This is a genomic window from Actinomadura sp. BRA 177 (assembly GCF_013372625.1).
Taxonomy (GTDB): Bacteria; Actinomycetota; Actinomycetes; order Streptosporangiales; family Streptosporangiaceae; genus Spirillospora.
The window spans coordinates 1-23,706 of record NZ_JABXFD010000544.1 but is presented as its reverse complement, the minus strand read 5'-3'; the positions used below and the strand labels follow the sequence as shown (position 1 = coordinate 23,706).

Annotated in this window: 27 protein-coding genes and 1 riboswitch; of the genes, 11 read left to right on the top strand and 16 right to left on the bottom strand. The window is 72.7% G+C overall.

Annotation, left to right across the window (positions count from 1 at the left end; all coding sequences use genetic code 11):
- The 4 genes from HUX53_RS30990 to HUX53_RS30975 form a co-directional block, all read left to right on the top strand.
- Positions 1–911: sensor histidine kinase (locus HUX53_RS30990; protein ID WP_176406761.1), on the top strand; the 911-nt coding region annotated here is incomplete at its 5' end.
- A 76-nt stretch (positions 912–987) separates the two neighbouring features.
- Entirely contained in the window at positions 988–1,803 is an 816-nt protein-coding gene (locus tag HUX53_RS30985) for a LytTR family DNA-binding domain-containing protein (protein ID WP_176406760.1), read from the top strand.
- Positions 1,800–2,195, top strand: a complete 396-nt coding sequence (locus HUX53_RS30980) for a hypothetical protein (RefSeq protein WP_176406759.1) — start codon at positions 1,800–1,802, stop codon at positions 2,193–2,195. Before HUX53_RS30985 ends, HUX53_RS30980 begins: the two co-directional genes overlap by 4 nt.
- Complete coding sequence (locus tag HUX53_RS30975; RefSeq protein WP_176406758.1) at positions 2,192–3,919, top strand: cation acetate symporter; 1,728 nt, start codon at positions 2,192–2,194, stop codon at positions 3,917–3,919. Before HUX53_RS30980 ends, HUX53_RS30975 begins: the two co-directional genes overlap by 4 nt.
- A gap of 767 nt (positions 3,920–4,686) precedes the next feature.
- Here the strand turns inward: HUX53_RS30975 and HUX53_RS30970 are convergent.
- From HUX53_RS30970 to thiO, 6 genes are all read right to left on the bottom strand, one after another.
- The gene (locus tag HUX53_RS30970) at positions 4,687–5,535 is read right to left on the bottom strand and encodes a deoxyribonuclease IV (protein WP_176406757.1); all 849 of its coding nucleotides are present in this window, start codon (positions 5,533–5,535) and stop codon (positions 4,687–4,689) included.
- Between the two features lie 20 nt (positions 5,536–5,555).
- Positions 5,556–7,475 carry a Stk1 family PASTA domain-containing Ser/Thr kinase gene (gene pknB / locus HUX53_RS30965; RefSeq protein ID WP_176406756.1) on the bottom strand — a complete coding sequence of 640 codons (1,920 nt, stop codon included), beginning with the start codon at positions 7,473–7,475 and terminating at the stop codon, positions 5,556–5,558.
- 36 nt (positions 7,476–7,511) lie between these two features.
- Complete coding sequence (locus HUX53_RS30960) at positions 7,512–8,465, bottom strand: DMT family transporter (RefSeq protein ID WP_176406755.1); 954 nt, start codon at positions 8,463–8,465, stop codon at positions 7,512–7,514.
- A 149-nt stretch (positions 8,466–8,614) separates the two neighbouring features.
- Positions 8,615–9,382, bottom strand: a complete 768-nt coding sequence (locus HUX53_RS30955) for a thiazole synthase (protein ID WP_176406754.1) — start codon at positions 9,380–9,382, stop codon at positions 8,615–8,617.
- 1 nt (position 9,383) lies between these two features.
- Positions 9,384–9,584 (bottom strand): sulfur carrier protein ThiS, encoded by a 201-nt coding sequence (gene thiS, locus HUX53_RS30950; RefSeq protein WP_176406753.1) that lies wholly within the window; start codon positions 9,582–9,584, stop codon positions 9,384–9,386.
- Complete coding sequence (gene thiO / locus HUX53_RS30945; protein WP_255205813.1) at positions 9,581–10,726, bottom strand: glycine oxidase ThiO; 1,146 nt, start codon at positions 10,724–10,726, stop codon at positions 9,581–9,583. The genes thiS and thiO overlap by 4 nt, the downstream gene beginning before the upstream one ends.
- Positions 10,695–10,807, bottom strand: a riboswitch (TPP riboswitch). Its footprint overlaps the gene before it by 32 nt.
- 95 nt (positions 10,808–10,902) lie before the next feature.
- On the opposite strand from thiO, the gene HUX53_RS30940 reads away from it, so the two are divergent.
- The 4 genes from HUX53_RS30940 (at position 10,903) to HUX53_RS30925 (ending at position 13,583) form a co-directional block, all read left to right on the top strand.
- Entirely contained in the window at positions 10,903–12,117 is a 1,215-nt protein-coding gene (locus HUX53_RS30940) for an NAD(P)/FAD-dependent oxidoreductase (RefSeq protein WP_176406752.1), read from the top strand.
- An 81-nt stretch (positions 12,118–12,198) separates the two neighbouring features.
- Positions 12,199–12,573: a helix-turn-helix domain-containing protein gene (locus HUX53_RS30935; RefSeq protein WP_176406751.1), complete on the top strand. Its 375-nt coding sequence runs from the start codon at positions 12,199–12,201 to the stop codon at positions 12,571–12,573.
- Positions 12,574–12,688: 115 nt separating this feature from the next.
- The gene (gene thiE, locus HUX53_RS30930; RefSeq protein ID WP_176406750.1) at positions 12,689–13,357 is read left to right on the top strand and encodes a thiamine phosphate synthase; all 669 of its coding nucleotides are present in this window, start codon (positions 12,689–12,691) and stop codon (positions 13,355–13,357) included.
- A gap of 64 nt (positions 13,358–13,421) precedes the next feature.
- The gene (locus HUX53_RS30925) at positions 13,422–13,583 is read left to right on the top strand and encodes a hypothetical protein (RefSeq protein WP_176406749.1); all 162 of its coding nucleotides are present in this window, start codon (positions 13,422–13,424) and stop codon (positions 13,581–13,583) included.
- A gap of 40 nt (positions 13,584–13,623) precedes the next feature.
- On the opposite strand, the gene HUX53_RS30920 is transcribed toward HUX53_RS30925, so the two are convergent.
- The 5 genes from HUX53_RS30920 to HUX53_RS30900 form a co-directional block, all read right to left on the bottom strand.
- Positions 13,624–14,703, bottom strand: a complete 1,080-nt coding sequence (locus tag HUX53_RS30920) for a serine/threonine-protein kinase (protein ID WP_176406748.1) — start codon at positions 14,701–14,703, stop codon at positions 13,624–13,626.
- A gap of 92 nt (positions 14,704–14,795) precedes the next feature.
- Entirely contained in the window at positions 14,796–16,001 is a 1,206-nt protein-coding gene (locus HUX53_RS30915) for a glycoside hydrolase family 3 C-terminal domain-containing protein (RefSeq protein ID WP_176406747.1), read from the bottom strand.
- A 185-nt stretch (positions 16,002–16,186) separates the two neighbouring features.
- The gene (locus HUX53_RS30910) at positions 16,187–16,939 is read right to left on the bottom strand and encodes a glycoside hydrolase family 3 N-terminal domain-containing protein (RefSeq protein ID WP_176406746.1); all 753 of its coding nucleotides are present in this window, start codon (positions 16,937–16,939) and stop codon (positions 16,187–16,189) included.
- On the bottom strand, positions 16,939–17,481 hold the full coding sequence (locus HUX53_RS30905) for a carboxymuconolactone decarboxylase family protein (RefSeq protein WP_176406745.1): 543 nt from the start codon (positions 17,479–17,481) through the stop codon (positions 16,939–16,941). The genes HUX53_RS30910 and HUX53_RS30905 overlap by 1 nt, the downstream gene beginning before the upstream one ends.
- Positions 17,482–17,550: 69 nt before the next feature.
- Complete coding sequence (locus HUX53_RS30900; RefSeq protein ID WP_176406744.1) at positions 17,551–18,603, bottom strand: polyprenyl synthetase family protein; 1,053 nt, start codon at positions 18,601–18,603, stop codon at positions 17,551–17,553.
- A 159-nt stretch (positions 18,604–18,762) separates the two neighbouring features.
- On the opposite strand from HUX53_RS30900, the gene metF reads away from it, so the two are divergent.
- A complete protein-coding gene (gene metF, locus HUX53_RS30895) occupies positions 18,763–19,698 on the top strand; it encodes a methylenetetrahydrofolate reductase [NAD(P)H] (protein WP_176406743.1) in 936 nt (311 codons plus the stop codon).
- Here the strand turns inward: metF and HUX53_RS30890 are convergent.
- Genes HUX53_RS30890 through HUX53_RS30870 form a run of 5 tightly spaced genes read right to left on the bottom strand, consistent with a single transcriptional unit; the run spans position 19,635 to position 22,299 of the window.
- On the bottom strand, positions 19,635–20,237 hold the full coding sequence (locus HUX53_RS30890; RefSeq protein WP_309237516.1) for a GNAT family N-acetyltransferase: 603 nt from the start codon (positions 20,235–20,237) through the stop codon (positions 19,635–19,637). The two genes, metF and HUX53_RS30890, sit on opposite strands and share 64 nt — an antisense overlap.
- Positions 20,238–20,247: 10 nt before the next feature.
- Positions 20,248–20,580 carry a hypothetical protein gene (locus HUX53_RS30885; protein WP_176406741.1) on the bottom strand — a complete coding sequence of 111 codons (333 nt, stop codon included), beginning with the start codon at positions 20,578–20,580 and terminating at the stop codon, positions 20,248–20,250.
- 17 nt (positions 20,581–20,597) lie between these two features.
- Positions 20,598–21,425 carry a hypothetical protein gene (locus HUX53_RS30880; protein ID WP_176406740.1) on the bottom strand — a complete coding sequence of 276 codons (828 nt, stop codon included), beginning with the start codon at positions 21,423–21,425 and terminating at the stop codon, positions 20,598–20,600.
- A 59-nt stretch (positions 21,426–21,484) separates the two neighbouring features.
- Positions 21,485–21,835, bottom strand: coding sequence for an arsenate reductase family protein (locus HUX53_RS30875; RefSeq protein ID WP_176406739.1), 351 nt, complete (start codon positions 21,833–21,835; stop codon positions 21,485–21,487).
- Positions 21,835–22,299 (bottom strand): YbaK/EbsC family protein, encoded by a 465-nt coding sequence (locus HUX53_RS30870; protein ID WP_176406738.1) that lies wholly within the window; start codon positions 22,297–22,299, stop codon positions 21,835–21,837. The genes HUX53_RS30875 and HUX53_RS30870 overlap by 1 nt, the downstream gene beginning before the upstream one ends.
- A gap of 23 nt (positions 22,300–22,322) precedes the next feature.
- Between HUX53_RS30870 and HUX53_RS30865 the strand changes: the two genes are divergently transcribed.
- Positions 22,323–23,114 carry a L,D-transpeptidase family protein gene (locus HUX53_RS30865; protein ID WP_176406737.1) on the top strand — a complete coding sequence of 264 codons (792 nt, stop codon included), beginning with the start codon at positions 22,323–22,325 and terminating at the stop codon, positions 23,112–23,114.
- Positions 23,115–23,398: 284 nt separating this feature from the next.
- Positions 23,399–23,706, top strand: a 308-nt coding sequence (locus tag HUX53_RS30860) for an SAV_6107 family HEPN domain-containing protein (protein ID WP_255205812.1), incomplete at its 3' end; no start/stop codon positions are given.

Below are 23,706 nucleotides of genomic sequence, written 5' to 3'. Positions count from 1 at the left end.
GCCGGCCCCGGGTCGCCGCGCCGGTCCCGGCCGGCTGCGCCGACCCGCGCTGCCCCGTCCGGACGGGCCTGACCGCGCCCCTCACCGTCGACGGGCGGGTGGAGGGCACGCTGACCGCGTACTGGCGGAGCGCGTCGGCCGCCCGCGTCCGCGCCGCCGGCGAGGCGGCCCGGCTGGTCGCCGCCCAGCTGGAACTGGCCGAGCTGGACACCGCCCGCATCCGGCTCGGCGAGGCCGAGACGCGGGCGCTGCGCGCGCAGATCTCCCCGCACTTCGTCTACAACTCGCTGACCACGATCGCCTCGTTCGTCCGCACCGACCCCGACCGCGCCCGCGCCCTGCTGCTGGACTTCGCCGACTTCGCCCGCTACTCCTTCCGCAACCCCCGCGACTTCACCACCCTCGCGGACGAGCTGCGCTCCATCGACCGCTACCTGCTGCTGGAGCGGGCCCGGTTCGGCGACCGGCTGAGCTGCAGCGTCGACGTCGCGCCGGAGGTGCTGCCGGTCGCCGTCCCATTCCTGGCCCTGCAGCCGCTCGTGGAGAACGCCGTCCGGCACGGCATGGCGGGCGGCGGCACACCGTTCCACATCGCGATCACGGCGCGCGACTCGGGCGCCGAGGCGGCGATCAGCGTCGAGGACGACGGGGTCGGCATGGACCCCGAGCGGCTCCAGGAGATCCTGTCCGCCCCGCTCGGCCGGCCCGGCCCGACCGGCTGGGGCAGCATGGCGCCCCGGCCCCGGCGGGACGAGCACGCGGGCCCCGGCATCGGCCTCGCCAACGTCGACGAGCGCATGCGGCAGGTCTACGGCGACGAGTACGGGCTCACCGTCGAGACAGCGCTCGGTGCCGGAACCAAGGTCAATTTGCGCGTTCCGAAGTACCGTCCAGGCGTGTTTCCGGAGTGACGCATGACCGGGTGACGCGGTACTCACTTCCTGGAATCGATTGCGGACGGACGGTAATCGCGGCAAAGTCGCCCTCATGCTCCACGTCCTCGCCGTCGACGATGAACGCCCCGCACTGGACGAGCTGGCCTACCTCCTCCGCCAGGATCCGCGGATCGGGCAGGTCACCGGCGCCGGAGACGCCTCGTCCGCGCTCCGCGACCTCAGCCGCATGCTCGTCGCGGGGGAGCGCCTCGACGCCGTGTTCCTCGACATCCGGATGCCGGGGCTCGACGGGCTCGACTTCACCCGGCTGCTCACCGGGTTCGCCGCGCCCCCGCACGTGGTGTTCGTGACCGCGCACGACGACTGCGCCGTCACCGCCTACGAACTGGGCGCGCTCGACTACCTGCTGAAACCGGTCCGGCCGGAGCGGCTCGCAGAGTCGGTCCGCCGGGTGGCCGCGGCCGTGCACCGCACCGGCCCGCCGACCGCGGCGTCCGCCGCCGACCCCGACGACGAGCTGATCCCCGTCGAGCTCGGCGGCCGGACCCGGCTCGTCTCCCGCCGGACCGTGACGCACGTGGAGGCGCAGGGCGACTACGTCCGGCTGCACACCGCCGACGGCGGATACCTCGTCCGGATGCCGCTGTCGGCGCTGACCAAGCGGTGGGAGGCGGCGGGGTTCATCCGGATCCACCGCAGCACCCTGGTCGCGTGCGCGCACATCACCGAGGTGCGCTTCGACGGCGGCCGCGCGGCCGTCCGGATCGGCGACGAACTGCTGCAGGTCAGCCGCCGCCACACCCGCGAGGTACGAGACCGCCTGGTGCGGCGGTTCCACCAGCCGGACGAAGACGGCGACGGGGACGAGGACCAGGACCCGGGGCGGCAGGGGGAAGACCCGTCATGACGGCCGAGCGCCGGGTCGTGGTGTCGGCGGAGACGGCCGTCCACGCACCCGTGCCGGCGGAGGGCGGCCCCCGCAGCGCGCCGGAAGGCGGCCCACCGGACCGGGACCCGCTCGATACCTGGGAAAACATCCCAGGTCAGGGGCCCGCCGACGTCCAGGCCCTGATGCGCGCCCAGTTGCGGATCGCCCTCGGTACCTGCGCGATCGTCGCGACCGTCCTGGTGGGCCTGCCGCTGCTGGCGCTCGTCCCGGCGGTCGCGCGGGCCCGCGTGCACGGCGTGCCGCTGTACTGGCTCGTCCTCGTCCTCGGCGTGCAGCCCGTCTGGATCGCCGTCTCGTTCCGGCAGCTGAGACGGGCCGAGCAGGCCGAGCGCGCGGCGGGCCTCCGGTGACCGCACCGGCCGCGGCGGCGCTCACCGCACTGGTCGCGGTGCTCGGGCTGACCGCCGCCCGCGGCGTTCACGGCCGCCGCACCGCCTGCACCACGTCCGACCTCCTCGTCGCCTCGCGCGGTGTCACCCCCTGGTGGAACGCGTCCGCGATCGGCGGCGAGTACATCTCCGCCGCGTCCTTCCTCGGCACCGCCGGGCTCGTGCTCGCCTACGGCGCCGACATGCTGTGGCTCCCCATCGCCGCGACCGCCGGACACGTGCTGCTGCTGGCGCTCGTGGCCGCGCCGCTGCGCAGCTCCGGCGCCTACACGATCTCCGACTTCGCCGAGTGGCGGCTCGGCTCGCGCGCCGTCCGCCACATCGTCACCGGCTGCGTCTGCTTCATCGGCTGGTTCTACCTGCTGCCGCAGTACCAGGGCGCGGGCGTGACGCTGCGCGTGCTGACCGGCGCCCCCGCCTGGACGGGCTGGGCCGTCGTCGTCGCCGTCACGCTCGCCCTCGTCCTGTCCGGCGGGATGCGCAGCATCACCGCTGTCCAGGCCGTCCAGTTCTGGGTGAAGCTGGCCGCCGTGGCGGTGCCCGCCGTCGCACTGCTCGGCATGTGGCACATGTCCGGCGGCGGCCACGGACCCCTCGGCGACGGCATCCCCCGGTTCGAGCGCACCACGCGGGTGCACGTGCGCACCGACGTCACCGTCACCGTCCCCGCGGACGTCACCGTCACCGCCCGGGGCCGCGTGGACGGCGCCCGCCACCACGGCGACCCCGTACGGCTACCGGCCGGCCGCCACACCATCGCCCGCGGGACCGACGTGGTGTTCCCCGCCGGCACCGCCGCCCCGCACGCCGAACAGCTGCCCGTCCAGGACGGCGGCACATGGGCCACACCCTTCGGCCGCGGCGAGGAACACGGGCTCTACCGCACCTACTCGGCGATGCTGGGCGTCCTGCTCGGCACGATGGGGTTACCCCACATCCTGATGCGCTACTACACCAGCCCGTCCGGAAGCGCCGCCCGCCGCACGGCCGCGTTCGTCCCCGTCCTCCTCGCCCTGTTCTACGTGTTCCCCACCCTCTACGGGACGCTCGGACGCATCTACGCCCCCGACCTCCTCATGACCGGCGACACCGACGCCACCCTCCTGCTGCTCCCGCGCCGGATGCTCCCCGGCACCCCCGGCGCGCTGCTCACCGGCCTCATCACCGCCGGCGCCTTCGCCGCGTTCATCTCCACATCCTGCGGCCTCGCCGTCGCCATCGGCGGGACACTCGCCCAATGCGCCCGCCGCACCGGCCCCGCCGCCTTCCGCGCCGGCGTCGTGGCCGCGCTGGCCGCCCCCCTCGCCCTGCTGCCGGCCATCGGCCCGCAGGGCGCCGCCGGCCTCGTCACCATGGCGCTCGGCGTATCCGCCTGCTCACTGTGCCCGCTGCTCGTCCTCGGCATCTGGTGGCGCGGCCTGACCCCCGCCGGCGCCGCCGCCGGCCTCCTCACCGGCGGCGGCCTCGCCATCACCGCCGGCCTCACCCGCCTCTTCCACACCGCCGCCCCCGGCTGGCCCGCAGCCCTCCTGGCCGAACCGGCCCTCCTGATAGCCCCGACCGCGTTCGCCACCACGATCGCGGTATCCCTCTGTTCATTGCATTTTTCTCCTCCTTCGGGCCCTAGAGGGCCCTCCATCGTCGATAAATGCGTGCGATTGCTGCATCGCATCCGACTCGCCTAGCGGCTCGCTGCGCGATCAGGTTCTCGCAGGCTCGAACCTGCCTTCGGTCGCAATCGCGGCGGTCAGGGTCGCTGCGTGGCTGGGCGGGGGGCTGGGGGTTGTTGCTTTAGTGGGTTGCGGTCACCTGTATGGCTCGCCTGGCGGCTCCAGGTTCTCGCGGGCTCGAACCTGCCTTCGGTCGCGATCGCGGCGGCTTTGGTCGCTGCGTGGCTGGGGTCGAGACCGCTCGTCCCGTCAAATCGACCGCTCGTCGTGTGACTACGCTACACACATCTACGACTACGTACCGCTTATCGAGGGCCGTGTTTTCCTGGTGCCGTCCGGCCGTGCCGCGCGTCTAATGTTCTCAGTGGCACCACACGCCACACCGCCACCGGAGGGGCGGGCGGCCGCATCCCGGCCGCGACACCCCCCACAACAGCAAATTCCGGAGATCCGGCACACGCCGGATCGGAGTCGCCGGATCCCGTACCGGGGGGGTGGGATCAGGCGACCTGTGGCTCGGGCGTCGCTGAACAGTCGGGGGGTTGTCCAGCGGCGCCCGAGTCGTGTTTATTGCGTTTCTCTCCTCCTTCGGGCCCTAGAGGGCCCTCCATCGTCGAGAAACGCGTGCGATTGCTGCATCGCATCCGACTCGCCTAGCGGCTCGCTGCGCGATCAGGTTCTCGCAGGCTCGAACCTGCCTTCGGTCGCAATCGCGGCGGTCAGGGTCGCTGCGTGGCTGAAGCGGGGGCTGGGGTCGTTGCCCTAGTGGGTTGCGGTCACCCTTATCGGCTCGCGTCGCGTAGGCGTTTTAGGGTTTTTATGTCTTTTGCGTGAGGCTCTGGGGCTCTTCCTGGGGTTTCTATTAGAAAGGGGACGCCGGCTGCTGCGGGGTGGGTGAAGAGGTCGGCGAAGGGGTGTTCGCCTATTTGGCCGGCGCCTATGTTCTCGTGGCGGTCTCGGCCGGAGGCGCAGGGGTCTTTGGAGTCGTTCGCGTGGATCAGCTTCAGGCGGCCCTCGCCTACGGTGGCGATCAGGGCGTCGATCGTTTGCTTGGCGCCGCCGGGGGCGGCCAGGTCGTGGCCGGCGGCGAAGGCGTGGCAGGTGTCGAAGCAGACGCCCAGCTTCGGGTGGTGCTCCAGCTTCTCGAAGAACGGGGCCAGGTCCTGGACCTTGGCGCAGAGCATGTTGTTCTGGCCGGCCATGGGTTCCAGGAGGAGGTCCGGGCCGTCCTCGGGGATCTCTTCGAGGAGGGGGAGGACGTGCTCGTGGACCTGGGCCATGGCCTCCTCGTAGGTCTGGGACACGGCGGAGCCCGTGTGGACGACTACGCCGCGGGCGCCGATCGCCCTGCCTCGGGTGAGGGAGTGGCGGACGGTCGCGATGGACTTGGCGAGCGTCTCCGGGGTGGGGGAGCCGAAGTTGACCAGGTACGGGGCGTGCACGTAGACGGGTATGCCGTGCTCGCGGAGTTTCGCGTCCTCGGCGGGCCTGCCCTCGGGGAGCGCCCAGCCGCGGGGGTTGGAGACGAACACCTGGATCGCTTCGGCGCCGATCTCGGCGGCGTACTTCAGGCCGCCGGCGGCGAGGCCGCCGGCCACGGGGACGTGCGCCCCTACGGGGTTCTTGGTCATGGCACGTTCAGCCTAGCCGGTCACGGGCCCCGGACGATGGTGACGGTGGAGCCGCGCGGGGCCTCGCCGCTGGACGGCGACTGGAACCGGACGATGTCGCCGCCGAAGCCCGTCACGTTGACCTTGAAACCGGACTCCTTCAGGGCCTTCCTGGCGTCCTTCACGGTGCGGTTCGTCATGTCGGGCACGGGGACCTTCTTGTTGTCGCCGTCGTCGCAGCCGAACTGGAACGGGCCCGCGTCGACGATGCAGTCGCGCTTGTTGACCACGATGGTGACGTCGTCGCCGCGGGAGACGCCGGTGCCCTCGGTGGGGGCCTGGCTGATCACCGTGTTCGGTTCCTTGCCGTCCACCTTCTTCTTCTGGACGCTGACGTTCAGGCCCATGGAGCGCAGCTGGTTGGCGGCGGCGTCGCCGTTCTGGCCGACGAGGTCGGGCATCGACATGCCGCTGGAGACGACGATGGCGACGGGCTCGTCGGGGGACTGCTTCTCGCCGGCGTCCGGGTCGGTGCTGATGACCCTGTCCTTGGCCACTGTCTGAGATGGGCTGGTACTCGTCCGGCCCACGGAGAAGCCCTTGTCCTCCAGGGCCTTCTTGGCGTCGGCGAGGCTCTTGCCCTCGACGTCCGGGACCTCGCGGGGCGTGATGCCCTTGGACGGGGTGAGCGTGACCGTCTGCCCCTTGGCGACGCGGGCGCCGGCGGCCGGGTCGGACTTGGCGACGGCGCCCTTGTGGACGCGGTCGTCGTAGACAGCGTTGGCGGTCCGCACGTCCAGGCCCTTGGACTCCAGCTGGTCGCGGGCGTCGGAGACCTTCATGCCGATGATCGACGACGGGACGTGCTCGTACTGCCCGGACGTCTGGTACCAGACCGCCCAGCCGAGGATGAGCGCGGCGATGGCGCCGATGGCGACGAGGACGTAGCGGCCGGTCAGCGCGCCGATCGCCCGGTCCGTCCTCGTGCGCTGCGGTACGTACTCCTCGGCCGGCATCGTGCGCGGGTCGAGGACGGCGGTGTGCCCGGGGGCGGGCGCCTCGAAGACGCTCGTGGTGCCGCGGGTCGACTCCTCCATCCGCCGGTCGAAGTCGCGGGGCAGGCCGCCGAACACCTCGGCGACCTCGGCGTGGTACTGGTTCGCGTCCTGCGGGCGCCGGGACGGGTCGTGGCTCGTGGCGTCGGTGACCAGGTCGTCCACCCGCTGCGGGATGCCCGGGACGAGGTGGGACGGCGGCGGCACCGTCTCGTTCACGTGCTTGTAGGCGACCGCGAGCGGCGTGTCGGCCTGGTGCGGGAGGTGCCCGGTGAGCAGCTCGAACAGCATGACCCCGGCGGCGTACACGTCGGAGCGGACGTCGGCGCTGCCGGACAGCACCTGCTCGGGCGCGAGGTAGCCGACCGTTCCGATGATCATGCCGGTCTTGGTCATCTTGCTCGCGGTCTCGGCCCGGGCGAGCCCGAAGTCGGCGACCTTGACCTGGCCGTCCTCGGTGATGAGGACGTTCTCCGGCTTGACGTCGCGGTGCACGAGGCCGGCGCGGTGCGCGGCGCCGAGCGCGGCCAGCACCGGCTGGATGATCTCCAGCGCGGCGCGCGGGCCGAGCCGACCGAGCGAGGTCAGCGCGTCCCGGAGGGTCCGGCCCGCGACGTACTCCATCACGAGGAAGACGTGCTCGCCGTCGGTGCGCTGGTCGTAGACCGCGACGACGTTCGGGTGCGAGAGCGCCGCCGCGGCCTTCGCCTCGCCGATGAAGCGGGCGACGAAGTCCTCGTCGGAGGCGAGTCCGGCGTGCATCACCTTGATCGCGACGGTGCGGTCGAGGCGGAGGTCCCGCGCGAGGTAGACCGTGGCCATGCCGCCGCGCGCGATGCGGGACTCAATGCGGTAGCGCCCGTCGAGCACCTGCCCGACGAGTGGATCTGCGACCGTCGTGTCCATCGGTGCGAGTTTACGGGTGAATGGCAGCGGATCTCATCAGTCGCGAGTATGAGCATCGATGAGCCCGGGGGCTGATTCGTGCGGGATGTCCGGTTCCGGCGGGACGCGGCGGCCGGTGCTGCGGGAGACGGCGACGCCGGCCAGGCAGAGCAGCCCGCCGGCGAGCGTGACCAGGCCGGGGACCTCGCCGAGGAACAGCCACGACATGCCGACGACCAGGGCGGGGACCGCGTAGGTCGTGGCGCCCATCTTCCCGGCGGACGTGCGGGCCAGCGCGTACCCCCAGGTGGTGAACGCGATCGCGGTCGGGAAGACGCCCAGGTAGACCATGTTGAGGGTGGCGCCGGCCGGGGCGTCGGCGGCCTGCGAGATCAGCTGCCCGGAGAACGGCAGGCAGGCGAGCGCGCCGATGGCGCACGCGAACGTGGTGAACTGCAGCGCGGAGGCGTGCCGCAGCGCGGGCTTCTGGCTCACCACGCCCGCCGCGTACGTGATCGCGGCGACCAGGCAGAGCAGCACCCCGCCGACGGACGCGCGGCCCTCGCCCGACATCGACAGCCCGACGACGGCGGCGCCCGCGAACGAGACGGCCATGCCGATCACCAGCCGGGACGAGATGCCCTCCTTGAGCAGCCAGCCGCCGAGGAGCGCGATCAGGATCGGCCCGATGTTGACGACGAGGGCGGCGGTGCCCGCGTCCACGAGCTGCTCGCCCCAGTTCAGCGCGACCATGTAGGCGCCGAACCACAGGACGCCGGCGGTGACGATGCCCGGCCAGGCGGCCCTGGGCGGCAGGCCCTCGCGCCTGATGAGCCAGAGGGCGCCGAGGACGACCGTCCCGGAGAGGAGGCGGCCGAGGGCGAGCGCGCCCGGCCCGTACTCGGCGCCGGCGCTGCGGATCGAGACGAAGGCGGACGCCCAGAGCACCACCGTGACCGTGGCGGCGGCGACCGCGCGCCTGTCGACGCGACCCGTGTTCTGCTGCTGCATGTCACGCACCTTAGGTATGGGTCGTTTCCATGAACACCGAAGGAACGTGCCGGGTTGCGGCATGCCTGGGGTGGACCGGGTCCCAGTCTGGTAACGCGCAGGTTTCAGGTCCAGCGAATATTCCTACAGGTGACTGTTTAGCGACGCTACTAGGTGGCGAGGCCCTCGAAGGGGGAGGACGCCTGCGCGTAGCGGCGCTTCGGGATGCGTCCGGCCAGCCGGGCCAGCCGTCCGCCCTCCACCGCGTGCCGCATCGCCGCGGCCATCCGCTCGGGATGCTGCGCGCGGGTGACGGCGGTCGCGAGCAGCACGGCGTCGCAGCCCAGCTCCATGGCGAGGGCGGCGTCGGACGCGGTGCCGAGCCCGGCGTCCAGGATCACCGGGACGGTCGCCCGCTCGACGATCAGCTCGATGTTGTGCGGGTTGCGGATGCCGAGCCCCGATCCGATCGGGGAGCCCAGCGGCATCACGGCGGCGCAGCCGAGCTGCTCCAGGCGGTGCGCCAGCACCGGGTCGTCGTTGGTGTACGGCAGGACGGCGAAGCCGTCGTCGACGAGCTGCTCGGCGGCCTCGACCAGCTCGATCGGGTCGGGCAGCAGCGTGCGCTCGTCCGCGATCACCTCCAGCTTGACCCAGTGCGTGCCGAGCGCCTCGCGGGCCAGCTTGGCGGTGAGCACGGCCTCCCCGGCGGTGAAGCAGCCCGCCGTGTTCGGCAGCACCCGGATGCCGGACTCCTTCAGGACGTCCAGCACCGAGCCGCGCGCGGACGGGTCGACCCGCCGCATCGCGACCGTGGTCAGCTCCGTCCCGGACGCGGTCAGCGCCTCCCGCAGCACCTGCATGCTGGGCGCGCCGCCCGTCCCCATGATCAGCCGGGAGCCCAGCTCCTCCCCGGCGATGACCAGCGGGTCCGACATGTCAGCCTCCTTGCACGGCGGTCAGCACTTCGATCCGGTCGTCGTCGCGCAGCGTCGTCGTCTCCCAGGCCGAGCGGCGGACGACCTCGTCGTTCAGCGCGGCCGCGACGCCCGTCCGCGCGGTGGTGACGGACGCGACGACCTCGGCGACGCTCGTGCCGTCCGCCAGCTCGCGCGGCTCGCCGTTGACGATCACCTTCATGCCTGCACCTCGGAGAAACGGGCCGGGGAGAACGGCCCGGCGACCTCGGGGACGGGACGGTCCAGCAGCATCGCGGACAGGATGTCGGCGCTCACCGGCGCCAGCAGGACGCCGTTGCGGAAGTGCCCGGTGCCGGCGAACAGGCCGGGCAGCGCCGTCGGCCCCATGACCGGCGCGTTGTCCGGTGAGCCGGGCCGCAGCCCGGCGCCGACCTCGGCGAACTCCAGCTCGGTGATGCCGGGCAGCAGCTCGCGGGCGTCCCGCAGCAGCTCCCAGAGTCCGCCGGCGGTGACCCGCGTGTCGAAGCCCAGCTCCTCCTGCGTCGCGCCGAGGACGATCTCGCCGTCCGCGCGCGGCACCAGGTAGACCGACGAGCCCTTCACCAGGCCGCGCGTGGTCCGCCGGAGGAACGGCATGCGGGTGCGGAGCCGGATCACCTGGCCCTTCACCGGGCGGACGGGCGGCACGGTCCCGGGCGGCAGCCCCTCAAGATCGCCCGACCAGGGCCCGGCGGCGAGCAGGACCCGGTCGGCGCGGAGCACCGTCCCGTCGTCCAGGCCGATTCCCGTCGCCGCGTCGCCCTCGACGACGACCCGCACGGCCCGCCGGCGGACGATCTGGACGCCCAGCTTCTCGGCCGCCGCCAGCAGCGCCGCAGTAAGCCGGCGCGGGTCGATCGAGCCGTCCTCGGGGGCGAGCAGCCCGCCGCGTACGCCGGGCGCGAGCATCGGCTCAGCCCGCCGGCACTCCCGCCCGGTCAGCGCCTCCGAGGGGATGCCGAGGCTCTCCTGGAAGCGGCGCAGGTCGTCCAGGTACTTCAGGTCGTCGGCGTCGAACGCGACCTGGAGCAGCCCGTCCGTGCGGTGGCCCGTCTCCAGGCCGGTCAGCTCCTCCAGTTCGGCGGCGAACGCGCCGTACCGCTCGCGGGACGCCAGGCCGAGCCGCAGCAGCGGCTCCTCGCCGTAGGTCAGCTCGCTGACCGGGGTGAGCATGCCCGCCGCCACCGACGAGGCCCCGCTCGCTGGCGCCGGGTCGACCAAGGTCACGGTGGCACCGCCCGCCGCGGTGCGCCAGGCGGCGGCGAGGCCGATGACCCCCGCCCCCACGATCACGACCTGCATGCGCGCTCCCTTCGCCGGCATGATCCGGATCAGGTCTGGCGGTCGGCGGCCCGTCCAGCCGCCCTCTCAGCCCGGTCGCACCGGACTCCCGCGCTCTGTGCCGTTTTATCCGGTTCCCACCTTACGACCTTGGTGCAGCGGTCCAACATCTGGACAGGTGTCCACTCGAAAATCGGGGCGCATTAGGCTGGCCTCCCATGGAGAAGGTCATCGTCGTGGGTGGCGGGCTGGCCGGCGTGCGCGCCGTGGAGGCCCTGCGGAGCAAGGGATACGAGGGCGCGCTGACGCTCGTGTCGGCGGAGCGGCACCGGCCCTACGACCGGCCGCCGCTGTCCAAGGCCGTCCTCGCGGGCGACTCCGACGACACGACGGTCGACGCCGACTGGGACGCGCTGCGTTGCGACCTGCTGCTCGGCGAGCGCGCCACCGGCCTGCGCCTCTATGAGCCCGGCCACGGCGGCGTGCTCGCGTCCACGGCGGGCGACCTGCCGTTCGACGGCCTCGTCATCGCGACCGGCGCCACCCCGGTCACGCTGCCGGGGGACGGCCGCCAGCACGTCCTGCGGACCATCGACGACTCCCGCGACCTGCGCTCCCGGCTGACCGAGGGCGCCCGGATCGTGATCGTCGGAGCCGGCTGGATCGGCGCCGAGGTCGCGACCACCGCGGCGAAGAAGGGCTGCCGCGTCACCGTCGTCGAGGCGGCCGACACCCCGCTCGCGAACGCGATCGGGCCCGAGGTGGGCGCGCTGACCGCCCCCTGGTACGCCGAGGCGGGCGTCGAGCTGCGCACCGGCGTGAAGGTCGCCGCCGTCGAGCACGGCGGCCTCGCCCTCGCCGGCGGCGGGCGGATCGACGCGGACGAGGTCGTGGTCGGCATCGGCGTCCGCCCGGACGTGTCCTGGCTGGACGGCTCGGGCCTGCTGGTGCGGCGCGGCGTGGTCACCGACGGCTCGTTCCGCGCCCACCAGGGCGAGGACGAGCCCGGCACCCCCCGCCCGGACATCGTGGCGGCCGGCGACTGCGCCGCCTGGTGGTCGGCGCGGTACGGGCGGCGGCTCCTCGTCGAGCACTGGGACACCGCCCTCAACGCCCCCGCGATCGCCGCCGCCTCCCTCCTCGGGCAGGACGCGGCCTACGACGCCGCCCCCTACTTCTGGTCGGAGCAGTTCGGGCGGATGGTGCAGTACGCCGGCAATCACGCCGCCTCCGAGCGCCTCGTCCACCGGGGCGACCCGTCCGGCCGCAAGTGGGCGGTCGTGTGGCTGACCGGCGACCGCCTCGACGCGGTCCTCACCGTCGGCAGGCCCCGTGACCTGGTACAGGCGAGGCGGGTGATCGCCGCCGGGACGCCGGTGGACCCCGAGGCGATCGCCGACCCGGACGTCCCCGTCCGGCAGGCCGTTCGCTGACGGCGATCGGCGCCGGAAGGTCACCGCTGTCCAGGGGGTTTGAGGATTCCGGCGGCGTGGTAGCAAGGGGGCGTGACGCAGATGCACGCAACCGTTGACAGCGCACTCGACCCCCGGACCGACGCCCTGGCCGGCGACTGGCTCACCCTCCGCGACGCCGCGGAGCGGCTCGGGATCAAGCCCAACCGGATCAAGCAGCTCATCCACGAGCACCGGATCCTCGCGGTGCGCCGGGGCGGCGAGCCGATGGTGCCCGCGGCCTTCATCAAGGACAGCCAGGTCATCAAGGGCCTCCCCGGCACCCTCACCCTCCTGTCGGACGCCGGATTCGACGACGTGGAGACCATCCGCTGGCTGTTCACCGCCGACGACACGCTGCCGGGCACACCGGTGGACGCCCTCACCGAGAACCGGGGGACCGAGGTCCGCCGCCGCGCCCAGGCACTCGCCTTCTGAGACCACCTGGTATCAACGGAAGACAACGCACGTGACACGATCGCGGGGTCACGCGGCGGCAGACCGCCGCGGGCCCCGCGATCCCGCATGACCAGCTGAAAGGACGTTCCCGGCCGTGTCCAGGCACCTCCCCTCCGAACGCGCCGTCGCGCTGCGCGCCCGGCTCAGCCGAGCCCGCCTCTACCTCTGCACCGACGCGCGGGAACGGCAAGGAGACCTGCCGGACTTCCTGGACGCCGTCCTCGCGAACGGCGTCGACATCGTCCAGTTCCGCCAGAAGGGCCTGGAGGCCCGGGACGAGATGACCTACCTGGAGATCTTCCGGGCGGCCTGCGAGCGGCACGGCGCGCTGCTCGCCGTCAACGACCGGGCCGACGTGGCGCACGCCGTCCGCGCGGACGTGCTGCACCTCGGCCAGGACGACCTGCCGGTGCCCGCCGCCCGCGAGATCGTCGGCGGCGACCCGCTGATCGGCCGGTCCACGCACTCGGACGAGCAGGCGTCGGCGGCGGCCGTGGAGCCGGGCGCCGACTACTTCTGCGCGGGCCCGGTGTGGCCGACGCCGACCAAGCCGGGCCGTCCCGCGCCCGGCCCGAAGCTGCTGGAGTACGTGGCGACGCAGGGCGCCGCGCGGCCGTGGTTCGCGATCGGCGGCATCGACCTGGCGAACCTCGGCGACGTGCTGGCGGCGGGCGCGAGCCGCGTCGTCGTGGTGCGCGCGATCACCGAGGCGGACGATCCCGGCGCCGCGGCGGCGGAGTTCGCGCGCCGGCTGGCGGCCTGAACCCGCCCGGGTTTGACCAAGATCACGGTGCGGAGCACGGGAACGATCGCCCAGAATGGGGCACATGAGCCTGGGACCCGACGACGACTGGACCGTCGATCTGGACGACGACCTGGAGATCCTGCCCGACCAGACGTCCGACGACACCGACACGGGCTGGGGCGAATGGCGCGGCGGCGACGACAACGACGCCCGCCTGCTGGAGGACCGCCCGCCGCACTGGTGAGGGCGTCACCGGTGCGGACGTCACCGGTGAGGGCGGGCCCTCAGAACAGCATGCCGAGCACGAACCCGGCGGCGACGACCGCGCCGAGCGCGACCATCATCCGCCAGCGGTAGCGCGGGATCTTGGTGGGGCGCGGCTTCGGCACGGGGTTCCTGCCCTCCCGCAGTGCCCGGACGAGCTGCGGCGCCGTCGGCCGCGCGGCCGGGTTCTTGTCCAGGCAGCGGGCCGCGAGGTCGCGCAGCGGGCCCTGCATGTCGCCGAGGTCGGGCCGCCGGGAGGTGACGCGGCGCATCACCGCCGCGCTCGGCCCGGTGCCGAACGGCGGGCGGCCGGTCGCGGCGAACACCATCGCGGCGCCCCAGGCGAACACGTCGGCGGGCGGCCCGACCGGCTCGTCCTCGATCTGCTCGGGCGCCATGTAGGCGGGCGTGCCGACCGGGCCGGTGGTCAGCGGCGTCGCGTCCGCGGTGCGGGCGATGCCGAAGTCGATGACCTTGGCGCCGTCCGGGCCGAGCAGCACGTTGCCGGGCTTGAAGTCGCGGTGCACGATCCCGGCGCGGTGGATCGCGGCGAGCGCGGCCGCCGTGCGCAGCGCGAGCTTGCGCAGCTGCGGCGCGGTCAGCGGGCCGCGGTCCTCGACGACGTGCTGGAGCGAGGGCCCCTCGACGAACTCGCTGACGATGTAGGGGCGGTCGCCGCTCATGTCGGCGTCCAGGACGCGCGCGGTGTGTCGGCCGGACACCTGCAGGGCCGCGTCCGCCTCCTTGACGAAGCGGCTGCGCGCCCGCTGCCCGGCCGTCGCGCCGCCGCGCAGCAGCTTGACCGTGACGAACTCGCCGTCGCGGTCGCGGCCGAGGTAGACGATGCCCTGGCCGCCCTCGCCGAGCCGGCCGAGCAGCGTGTAGCCGCCGAGGCCGCGCGGGTCGTCGGGGCCGAGCGGCGTCTCGTGCCGCCGGTCGCGGCCGTGCCCGGGACGGGACGCGCCGTTCTGGCGCGGCTGCCCGGTCCGGGGCTTGCCGGCCCGGCCGGTGTGTCCCGGATGCCCCGGACGCCCGGAACGGGCGGCGGCGGGACGCGCGGGATGGGAATTCGTCCTCCCGCGGGAGGTGTCGTGCGGCACTGGAGAACTCCGACTCGGCGGGGACGGACGAAGATTTCCTTATTTGTACCGCGTCGCGGCTGAGCGCGGCAGGGGAACCGAGATCTTTGTTTTTACCGGCATGTCCCCAACGTCCCGGTCTGGGCGATCTGTCGGGACGAGGAGCCGACCATGACCCGGTAGCAGCCGTCCGCGACCTTCCACGCCTTCGCCTCCTCGTTCCAGTAGGCGAACGACCGCGCGGACAGCGGGAACGTCACCGTGGTGCTCTGGCCCGGCGCGAGCGTGACCTTGCCGTAGCCCTTGAGCTGCTTGGGCGGCTGCGGCACGTCCACGCCCGGCGACGGCATGCCGATGTAGAGCTGCGGGACGGCGATGCCCGTCCGGTCACCGGTGTTGGTGACGGTCACCTGAACCGACTTGGTGCTCGCCTTGAGCCCGCTGTAGGAGAACGTCGTGTAGGACAGGCCGTGCCCGAACGGGAACTGCGGCTTGATGCCCTTCGCGTCGTAGTGCCGGTAGCCGACCATGACACCCTCGGAGAACGTGACGGTCTTGTTGACGCCGGGGTACTGGGCGGGGTTCCCGGACGCCGGCGCGTCGTTCTCGCTCACGGGGAACGTCACCGGCAGCCGTCCACCCGGATCCACGTCCCCGTACAGGACGCGCGCCAGCGCGTTCCCCGCCTCCTGCCCCGGATACCAGGCTTCGACGATGCCCTTCACCTGGCCGGCCCAGGGCGTCAGGACGGGGCCGCCCGTGTTCAGCACGACGATGGTGTTGGGGTTGGCCTTGGCGACCTCGGAGATCAGCCCGTCCTGGTCGCCCCGCAGCGGTTCGCCGCACTGGAGCGTCAGGCACGACTTGTCGAAGAACTCGCCCTGGCTGTCGGTGGCGAACACGATCGCGACGTCGGCGTTCCGCGCCGCGTTCGCGGCGTCGCCGCGGTTGTCGCCGTTGTTGAAGGTGATCTTGGTGCCGGACCCGGCGCGGTGCGCGATGCCGTCCTGCGCGCTGACGGACGTGAACGGCACGACCCTGGCGGAGCCGAACCCGCTCGGGCCCGCCTGCGCGGCCCGCCCGATCAGCGCGATCGACTTGGGCGCCTTCAGCGGCAGGGCGCCGTCGTTCTTCAGCAGCGTGATCCCCGCCTCCTCGATCCGCCGTGCGGCGGTCTCGCTCGCCGTCCGGTCGATGCGGGAGAGGTCGTTCGGGTAAGCCTGCCGGTCGAACACGCCGAACTTGAACATCGTCCGCAGGATGTTGCGGGCGTGCCCGTCGATGGTCGCCTGCGTGACCTTCTTCTGCGCGACGGCCATCTTCAGCCCGCCCCTTGAGAGGCCTGCGACGGAGTTGCATAATTCGCCTGCGGATTACGAAGCGACTCAGTAGTCTTTTCGTGTCCGTCCGTGAGCTTGGAAGGCACGAACCGGCTTGCCGGGGATACGGTTCAGATGGCGTTGACCGGGTGGATGTCGCTGGGTTTTCCCGGCGTGGGGCTCAGTCAACGGTCCCGCACCACGCACAGTGGTGGATGCGACTTTGGTGCGGCAGCCAGCCGCGGGCGGAGAGCGCGAATCGGTGGAGACGACCGATTTCGACGGATTGGTCGTTGACGGCTGTGAAGTTGACCATGAACGCGTTGTAATCGGCGGTTCTGTGCCGGGCCTGCCTTTGGCGGGCTCGGCAATGCCGTGCTCGGCGGTGCAGTCAGATGGGTGCGATTGCTTTCCTGAAACACCCGTCGGCTGTGCAGTTTGTCGGGTAGTCGCAGGACGTCCACCGTCGGGCCGAAGACCAGGTCGTTGCCGCGGTGCCTGGCCTCCCACGCGACCGTCCCGCCGTACAGCTTCGCGGCGTCCCGGTCGAAGCCGGCCGCGAGCGCGATCGGCGCGGGCAGCTCGGTCGCCTTGCCCTGCCGGACGCCGGCCGGGCCGTCGGTCATGTAGACGGGCGGGATGCCGAGCCGCTCGATCCCGTTGTTGGTGTCGGCGTGCGCGTCCTCGAAGAACCCGCCCAGCGGGCCGCCGAACGGGTCGTCGGACGCCAGCAGCGCGATCTTCTCGTCGTCGGTCATCTTCGGAAGCAGCAGCGCCGTCCGCTGGTCCGGCGTCAGCGAGGTGTCGCACCAGGGCCGCTGTGCCGGGTCGCCGCAGCGCCCCGCCGCCGCGCGCGCCGCCTCGGGCGCCGGAACCGTCGTCAGCGCGAGCACGGCCGCGAGCGCTCCCGCTGCCGGAAGCCACCGTCCCGTCCGCATCAGTGCTCTCCCTCGTTCTGGACGCGCAGCGCGTTAAGGGTGAAGGCGACCATGTGGTAGTGGCCGATCAGCATGACCAGCTCGATCAGCTCGCGCTCCCCGAACCGGGTGGCCAGCTCCGTCCACGTCGCGTCGGTGACCGTGCCCCGCGCGTGCAGCTCGTCCGCGGCCGTGAGGACCATGCGGTCGTCGTCGCTCCAGTCGTGGCCGTCGATGCCGAGCTTGATCGCCGCGATCTCGGCCTCGGTGAGCCCGGCGCCGAGCGCGAGCCCGCGGTGGTGCTCCCACTCGTAGGCGCAGGACCGGCGGTGCGCCGTCCGCAGGATCGCCAGCTCGCGGTCCCGGTCGCCGAGCGTGCCGTGCATCAGCAGCATCGACCCGAAGCCGATCCAGGAGCGGAACAGCTCCGGGTGGCGGGCGAACGTGGTGAAGATGTTCAGCGGCCCCGTCGTGGCGGCCACCGCCTTCAGCACGTCGTCCCACTGGTCCTCGGGCAGCGGGTCGAAGCGCGGGACGCGGTTCCCCGGGGTGTCGGCGCACATGGCGACATTTCTGCCACCAATCAGTGGGAAAGTTCTAGTCCGCTCGACAAATTTGGCCGGATTGTGTCATTACGTGCTGCGCGTGGCGACGGCCACCGCGAGCTCCCCGAGTGCCTGCCGGGACTCGGGGTCGATGGGGGCGGAGTCCAGGATCTTCTCCGCCTCGCGCTGGTACCGCTCGATCATCGCCTCGCACGCGGCGAGGCCGCCGGTCTCCTCGATGATCGTGCGCAGCTCGTCCACGCCGGGACGGTCCAGGCCGGGGTCGCCGAGGCGGCGCCGCACCGCCGCGGCCTGCGCGGCGGAGGCACGTTCCAACGTCAGCGCGATCAGCACGGTGCGCTTGCCCTCGCGCAGGTCGTCGCCGGCCGGCTTGCCGGTCGCGGCCGGGTCGCCGAACACGCCGAGCACATCGTCGCGGAGCTGGAAGGCGATGCCGAGCGGCAGGCCGTAGCCGGTGAGCGCGCCGGCCACGTCCGGGCGGGCGCCCGCCAGCGCGGCGCCGAGGTGCAGCGGCCGCTCGATCGTGTACTTGGCGCTCTTGTACTCGACGACGCGCAGCGCCGTCGCGACGGTCGCCCGGCCGCGGGTGCCCTCCAGCATGTCGAGGTACTGGCCGCACATGACCTCGGTGCGCATCAGGTCGTAGACGGCCCGGCCGCGGCCGCGCCGCTCGGCGTCCAGCCCGCACGTCTCGAACATCTCGCTCGACCAGGCCAGGCACAGGTCGCCGAGCAGGATGGCGGCGCCGCCGCCGAACGCCTCCGCGTCGCCCGGCCAGCCCTGCGCGCGGTGCAGCGCCTCGAACCGGCGGTGCGCGGACGGCTGGCCGCGGCGGGTGTCGCTGGAGTCCATCACGTCGTCGTGGACCAGCGCGCTCGCCTGGAGCAGCTCCAGGGACGCGGCGGCGGCCACGATGCCGGGGCCGTCCGCGCCGCCCGCGGCGCGCCACCCCCAGTAGCAGAACGCGGGGCGCAGCCGCTTGCCGCCGCCGAGCAGGGCGTCGAGGGCGGACAGCAGCGGCCCGAGGTCGTCGCTGATGGCCAGCAGCGCCGGGCGCTGCCGGTCGACGAAGCCGAGGAGGGCTTCGTCGACCTCCTTGCGAATACGGCTGGTCGACATGCCGAGATCGTATCCACCTGGACGGATTCAACCCTGCCGCTAAAACGTGAGAAGTCACTGGATCTTCGGAAATAGGGACATAACGCCCGTGAGGTGTGGTGAGCATCACGCATAACGGCGGCTCCGGGACCCCGCGCGGGCCTTCTGTAGGCTTGGGGAATGCGACGCGTACGCCCCGACCGGCCCCCGACCGTCCGAGAGCTGCTGGCCTCGGGAGGCAGGTCCTTCTCCTTCGAGTTCTTCCCGCCCAAGACCGACAAGGGCGCGCGGAACCTGTGGCGTACGATCCGCGAGCTGGAGTCCCTGCACCCCACGTTCGTGTCCGTGACCTACGGCGCGGGCGGCGGCACCCGCGACACGACCGTCGACATCGTCGAGCGGATCGCCACCGACACCACCCTGACCCCGGTCGCGCACTTCACCGCCGTGAACCACTCGCAGGCCGAGCTGCGCAACCTGATCGGCCGGTTCGCCGCGGCCGGCGTCCGCAACGTCCTCGCGCTGCGCGGCGACCCGCCCGGCGACCCGATGGGCGAGTGGGTCAAGCACCCCGACGGCGTCGAGTACGCCGCCGAGCTGGTCCGGATGATCCGCTCCTACGGCGACTTCTGCGTCGGCGTCGCCGCGTTCCCCTACAAGCACCCGCGCTCGCCCGACGTCGACAGCGACGTCCGCTACTTCATCGAGAAGTGCCGGGCCGGGGCCGACTACGCGATCACGCAGATGTTCTTCCGCGCCGAGGACTACTTCCGGCTCCGCGACCGCGTCGCCGCCGCCGGCTGCGACGTGCCGATCCTGCCGGGCATCATGCCGGTCACCCAGATGAGCACGATCGAGCGGTCCGAGCAGCTGTCGGGCGCGCCGTTCCCGCCCGAGGTCAGGGCCCGGTTCGAGGCCGTCGCGGACGACCCGGAGGCGGTGCGCCGGCTCGGCGTCGAGCACGCCGCCGAGCTGTGCCGCGAGCTGCTGGACCAGGACGCGCCCGGCATCCACTTCATCACGTTCAACAAGTCGACGGCGACGCGCGAGGTCTACTCGCTCCTCGGCGCCGGGGAGTACGGCGCCAGGGGCAGCGTCCCGCCCATGACGGCGTAGCGCGGCCCGCCGCCCGGGAACTCGAAGTCGGTCAGCAGGTCCACCATGCCGACCGAGCGGTAGAGGTTGCGGGCCGGGGTGTCCGGCGTCCGGTCCAGCGTCGATAGGACGACCGTCCGCTCCGGCCTGCCCTCGCACAGCGCGGTGAGCAGGCTCCGGCCGAGCCCCCTGCCCTGGGCCTGCGGGTGCACGTGCAGCTCGGCGACCTCGAACGCGTCGTCCAGCCACGCCTCCGCGTGCTCGGGGCCCTCCAGGTCGGACAGCGCCTGGTGGACGACGTCGTGCCACCACTGGCCGCGCGTCCCGTGGAACCCGTACGCGAACCCCTGCACGGGGCCGGCCAGGACGGGCAGCGCCCCGCGCCGCTCGACCACGAACGCGCGGAACCCCGGGTACGAGGAGTGCCGCTCCATGATCGTGTGCCGGCCGGGGAGCTGCTCGTTCGGCGGCGCCATCGCCGAGGCGTACACGTCCAGCATGGGGTTGAGCCTGCGTAGGAAGGCGCGTTCGTCGATCTCGCGCAGCTTCGGGTCCCTCACTCGCAAGAGCCTAGACCCGGGGGACGGTCCGCTGGGTCGCGGAAAGCCGATCATAGATGTCCCACAGGACGCGGTCGGCGGCCTTCTTGAGCGTCCCGCGCTCGGCGTCGAGCCGCCCGCCCCACGTGCGCGCCTCCGGGCCCAGCCACGCGTCCGTCCCGCGCAGCGTCTTCACCGGTGCGTCGAGGGCCTGCCGGAGCCGGTCGATGCTGCCGTAGGCGTCCGCGTACGCCTGGTAGAGCCGCTGGTACTCCGGATTCGGCTGCTCGGTGGGCGACAGCTCGGCGGCCGCGGCACCGGTGAGCGGCAGGGGCAGGCTCCCGGGAGGCGGGGGAGCGGCCATGGCGACCTCTCAGGCTCTCAGGCGACGTTGGTCACTTCGTGCAGGTCGAGCTTTCCGACGGCCGTGCGCGTCCGCTCGCTCATGTCCGCGCCCAGGAGCACCTGGACGGCGACGGGACGGACCCCGGCGCGGTCGGCCTCGGCCAGGCAGGCGCGCAGCCACTTCACGTCCATCGTCAGATGGTGGCTGGCGATCCCGAGCGACTCCTGGACGGCCTTCAGCTTCGCCTTGTCGCCATCGGCGGCCTTGAGCAGATCGGCGGTCGCGGCGGGGCCGAGCCGCTCGTACAGCTTCTCGGTGTAGTCGGGGTCGTCGGCGTTCGCCTTGAGGTGCTTCCAGACCGAGTCGGGGACGGGCCTGCCGTCCTGGACGGCCGCCACCACGGCCAGGGCATCGGTCTTGGCGGCCTTCCCGGCGGCCTGCCGGGTGGGGAAGTTGCCGATGTCCCCGGCGCCGCTGGGAGTCGGCTTGGGCGTCGCCTTGCGAGGCGGCGGCTTGACGGGTTGGGGCGTTCCGACCGGATCCCTGCGGGGCGTGCCCGGCGCCGGTGCGGGCGCGGGCGGCGGCGGGGCGCCCACCCCGCCGCCGGGGGAGGGATGGGTGATCGCGTAGTTGTACCGCCGCGACAGCATCCCGAGCTGGTCGGCGGCCCACTGCGCCACCTGGTCGGCCTGCCGGTACCCGGCCGTGGACACCCCCGGCGGGGGACGGTGCGCGTTCAGCCAGCCCCGGATCGCGTTCTGCGCGTCCTGCAGCTGCTTGATGACCTGGTTGAGCGCGGGCGGGTCGATCCCCCGGAACTCCGGGTCGCGCGCCGCCGGGCCCGTGCGCATCTGCGCGGTCATCGCACCTCCGGAGGTCACCGATCGCCGACGTGCCCTGACTCCCCAGAATCACACCGCTGTCACTGGCTGTCGAGGGCCTTGCGCACCGATTCCTCGTCACGGGCCACGACGGCGCCCTCGCCGGTCAGCACGATCGGACGCTGGATCAGCACCGGGTTCGCCACCATGACCTCGATCCACCGCGCCCGGTCGCGCGCCATGTCCTTCAGCCCGAGCTCCTTGGCGACCGGCTCGTTCAGCCGCGCCACGTCCCACGGCTCGGCGCCGACGCGCTTGAGCACCTCGTCCAGCTCCGCGGCCGTGGGCGGCTCGTCCAGGTAGCGGCGCTCGGTGTACTCGACGCCCGCCTCGTCCAGCGCGGCCTTCGCGGCGCGGCTCTTCGAGCAGCGCGGGTTGTGCCAGAGCTCCATCACTCCACCTCCGCCGGGGTGCCCCCGGTGATCCTCAGCAGTTCCTCGTACGACGTGGGGAAGACGGTGTGCGGGTGCCCGCCGGCCGCCCAGACCTCGCCGTACCTGTTCAGCCAGACGTCCACGAGCGTACGGACCGGCGCCGGATGGCCGACCGGCGCCACGCCCCCGATCGGCTGCCCGGTCGCCGCCCGGACGAACTCCGGCGTCGCCCGCCGCACCTTCGCCGCGCCCACCAGGGCCGCCACCTTCGTGGTGTCCACCCGGTGCGCGCCGCTCGTCATGACCAGCAGCGGGGCCCCGTCGGCGTCGAACAGCAGGCTGTTGGCGATCGCGCCCACCTCGCAGCCCAGCTGCTCCGCCGCGGCCTGCGCCGTCCGCGCGGAGTCGGGCAGCTCGACGATGGCCCCGGTCGCGCCATGGTCGCGCAGGGCCTTCGCGACGATTTCGGCATTCGGATGCATGGGAAGCACTTTAAGCTTTCTCCATGCGCGGGATACCGATCGACGTGCGGAAGAGCGCGGTGCTGCTGATCGCGGCCGTCGCCCTCGCGGGGTGCGACGGGACGGAGCAGGCGGCCCCCCGCGCGCAGGAGGGCACGCCGGCCACGACGGCTCCGGCCCCGGCGACACCCACGCCTACGCCCGCACCCACGCATCGCAAGCTGAAGCCGGGTGCGAAGGGCGACGACGTCAAGGAACTCCAGCGCCGCCTCAAGGAACTCAACTACGACCCGGGCAAGGTGGACGGGAAGTACGGGCCGTCCACGCAGATGGCCGTGTGGGCGTTCCAGGCGGTCAACCGCATCAAGCAGAAGAGCACCCTGAGCAAGTCCTTCTGGGAGGCGCTGGCGGCGCCCAAGCAGCCGCGTCCGATGGCCAAGAAGCGGGAGAAGAACCGCGTCGACGTCGACCTGAAGCGGCAGTACCTCGTCCTCTACAAGGACGGCGAGCCGCGGCTCATCTCGCACATCTCGTCCGGGTCGGGGGAGTACTACTGCGCCAAGGACCGCGGCGCCACCGTCGCCCGGTGCCGCTACGCCACCACGGGCACGGGCGACTTCCGGACGGGACGCCGCTTCACCGGCTGGGAGACCTCGCCCCTCGGCCGGCTCTACAACCCCATCTACTTCAACGGCGGCATCGCCTTCCACGGCGCCCTGGACGTGCCGGAGTATCCGGCGTCACACGGCTGCGTCCGGATGCCGATGCACATCGCCGAGTACTTCCCGGACCTCCTCAAGACGAACGTCCCCGTGCACGTCAGGCGGCCTCGCTAGCGCGTCCGGGGCGAACTGTCGTACCCCGCTGGTGTACTGCCGCCATGCCCGCTGACCTGCGGGGAACGACACACCTTCGAACACGTTGACGAATCGCCGCCAGGACGGTTTACTGTGAATGCGTCGAACTTATGTTCGACGTTGGCGCGGGACTCGCGGACCGCGCCAGGGCGACGTCCCCGCCGATCGCGGTGTTTCGGCGGGACGGACGGCCGGGCGGAGTGAGGGGAAGCTCTCCGCCCGGCCGGCCCGAGCCCGGAAGGAGGCACACAATGTCCGGAACGATGACCGCACGCGGAGTCCACTCCGCCGCCCAGTCCGTCCCGCCGCCGAGCCCACGCCACCGCCCGCTGCCCGCGCCGCGTCCGGCGCACACGGCCGTCGGGCAGCTGCACGCCGCCCGCATGGGCCTCGCCGAGGCGGCCGAGGCCTCCTCGCCCGCCGTCCGCTACGTCTGCGCCCACCTGGCCGCGCTGCGCGCCGCCGCCGCGGTGCTGGCGTCCAAGGAGCCACTGGAGACCCACCGGCGCGGGCGCCCGCGCAGCGCGGGCTCGGCCTCGGGCAGCAGCACCCACACGCCGCGCGAGTGGGC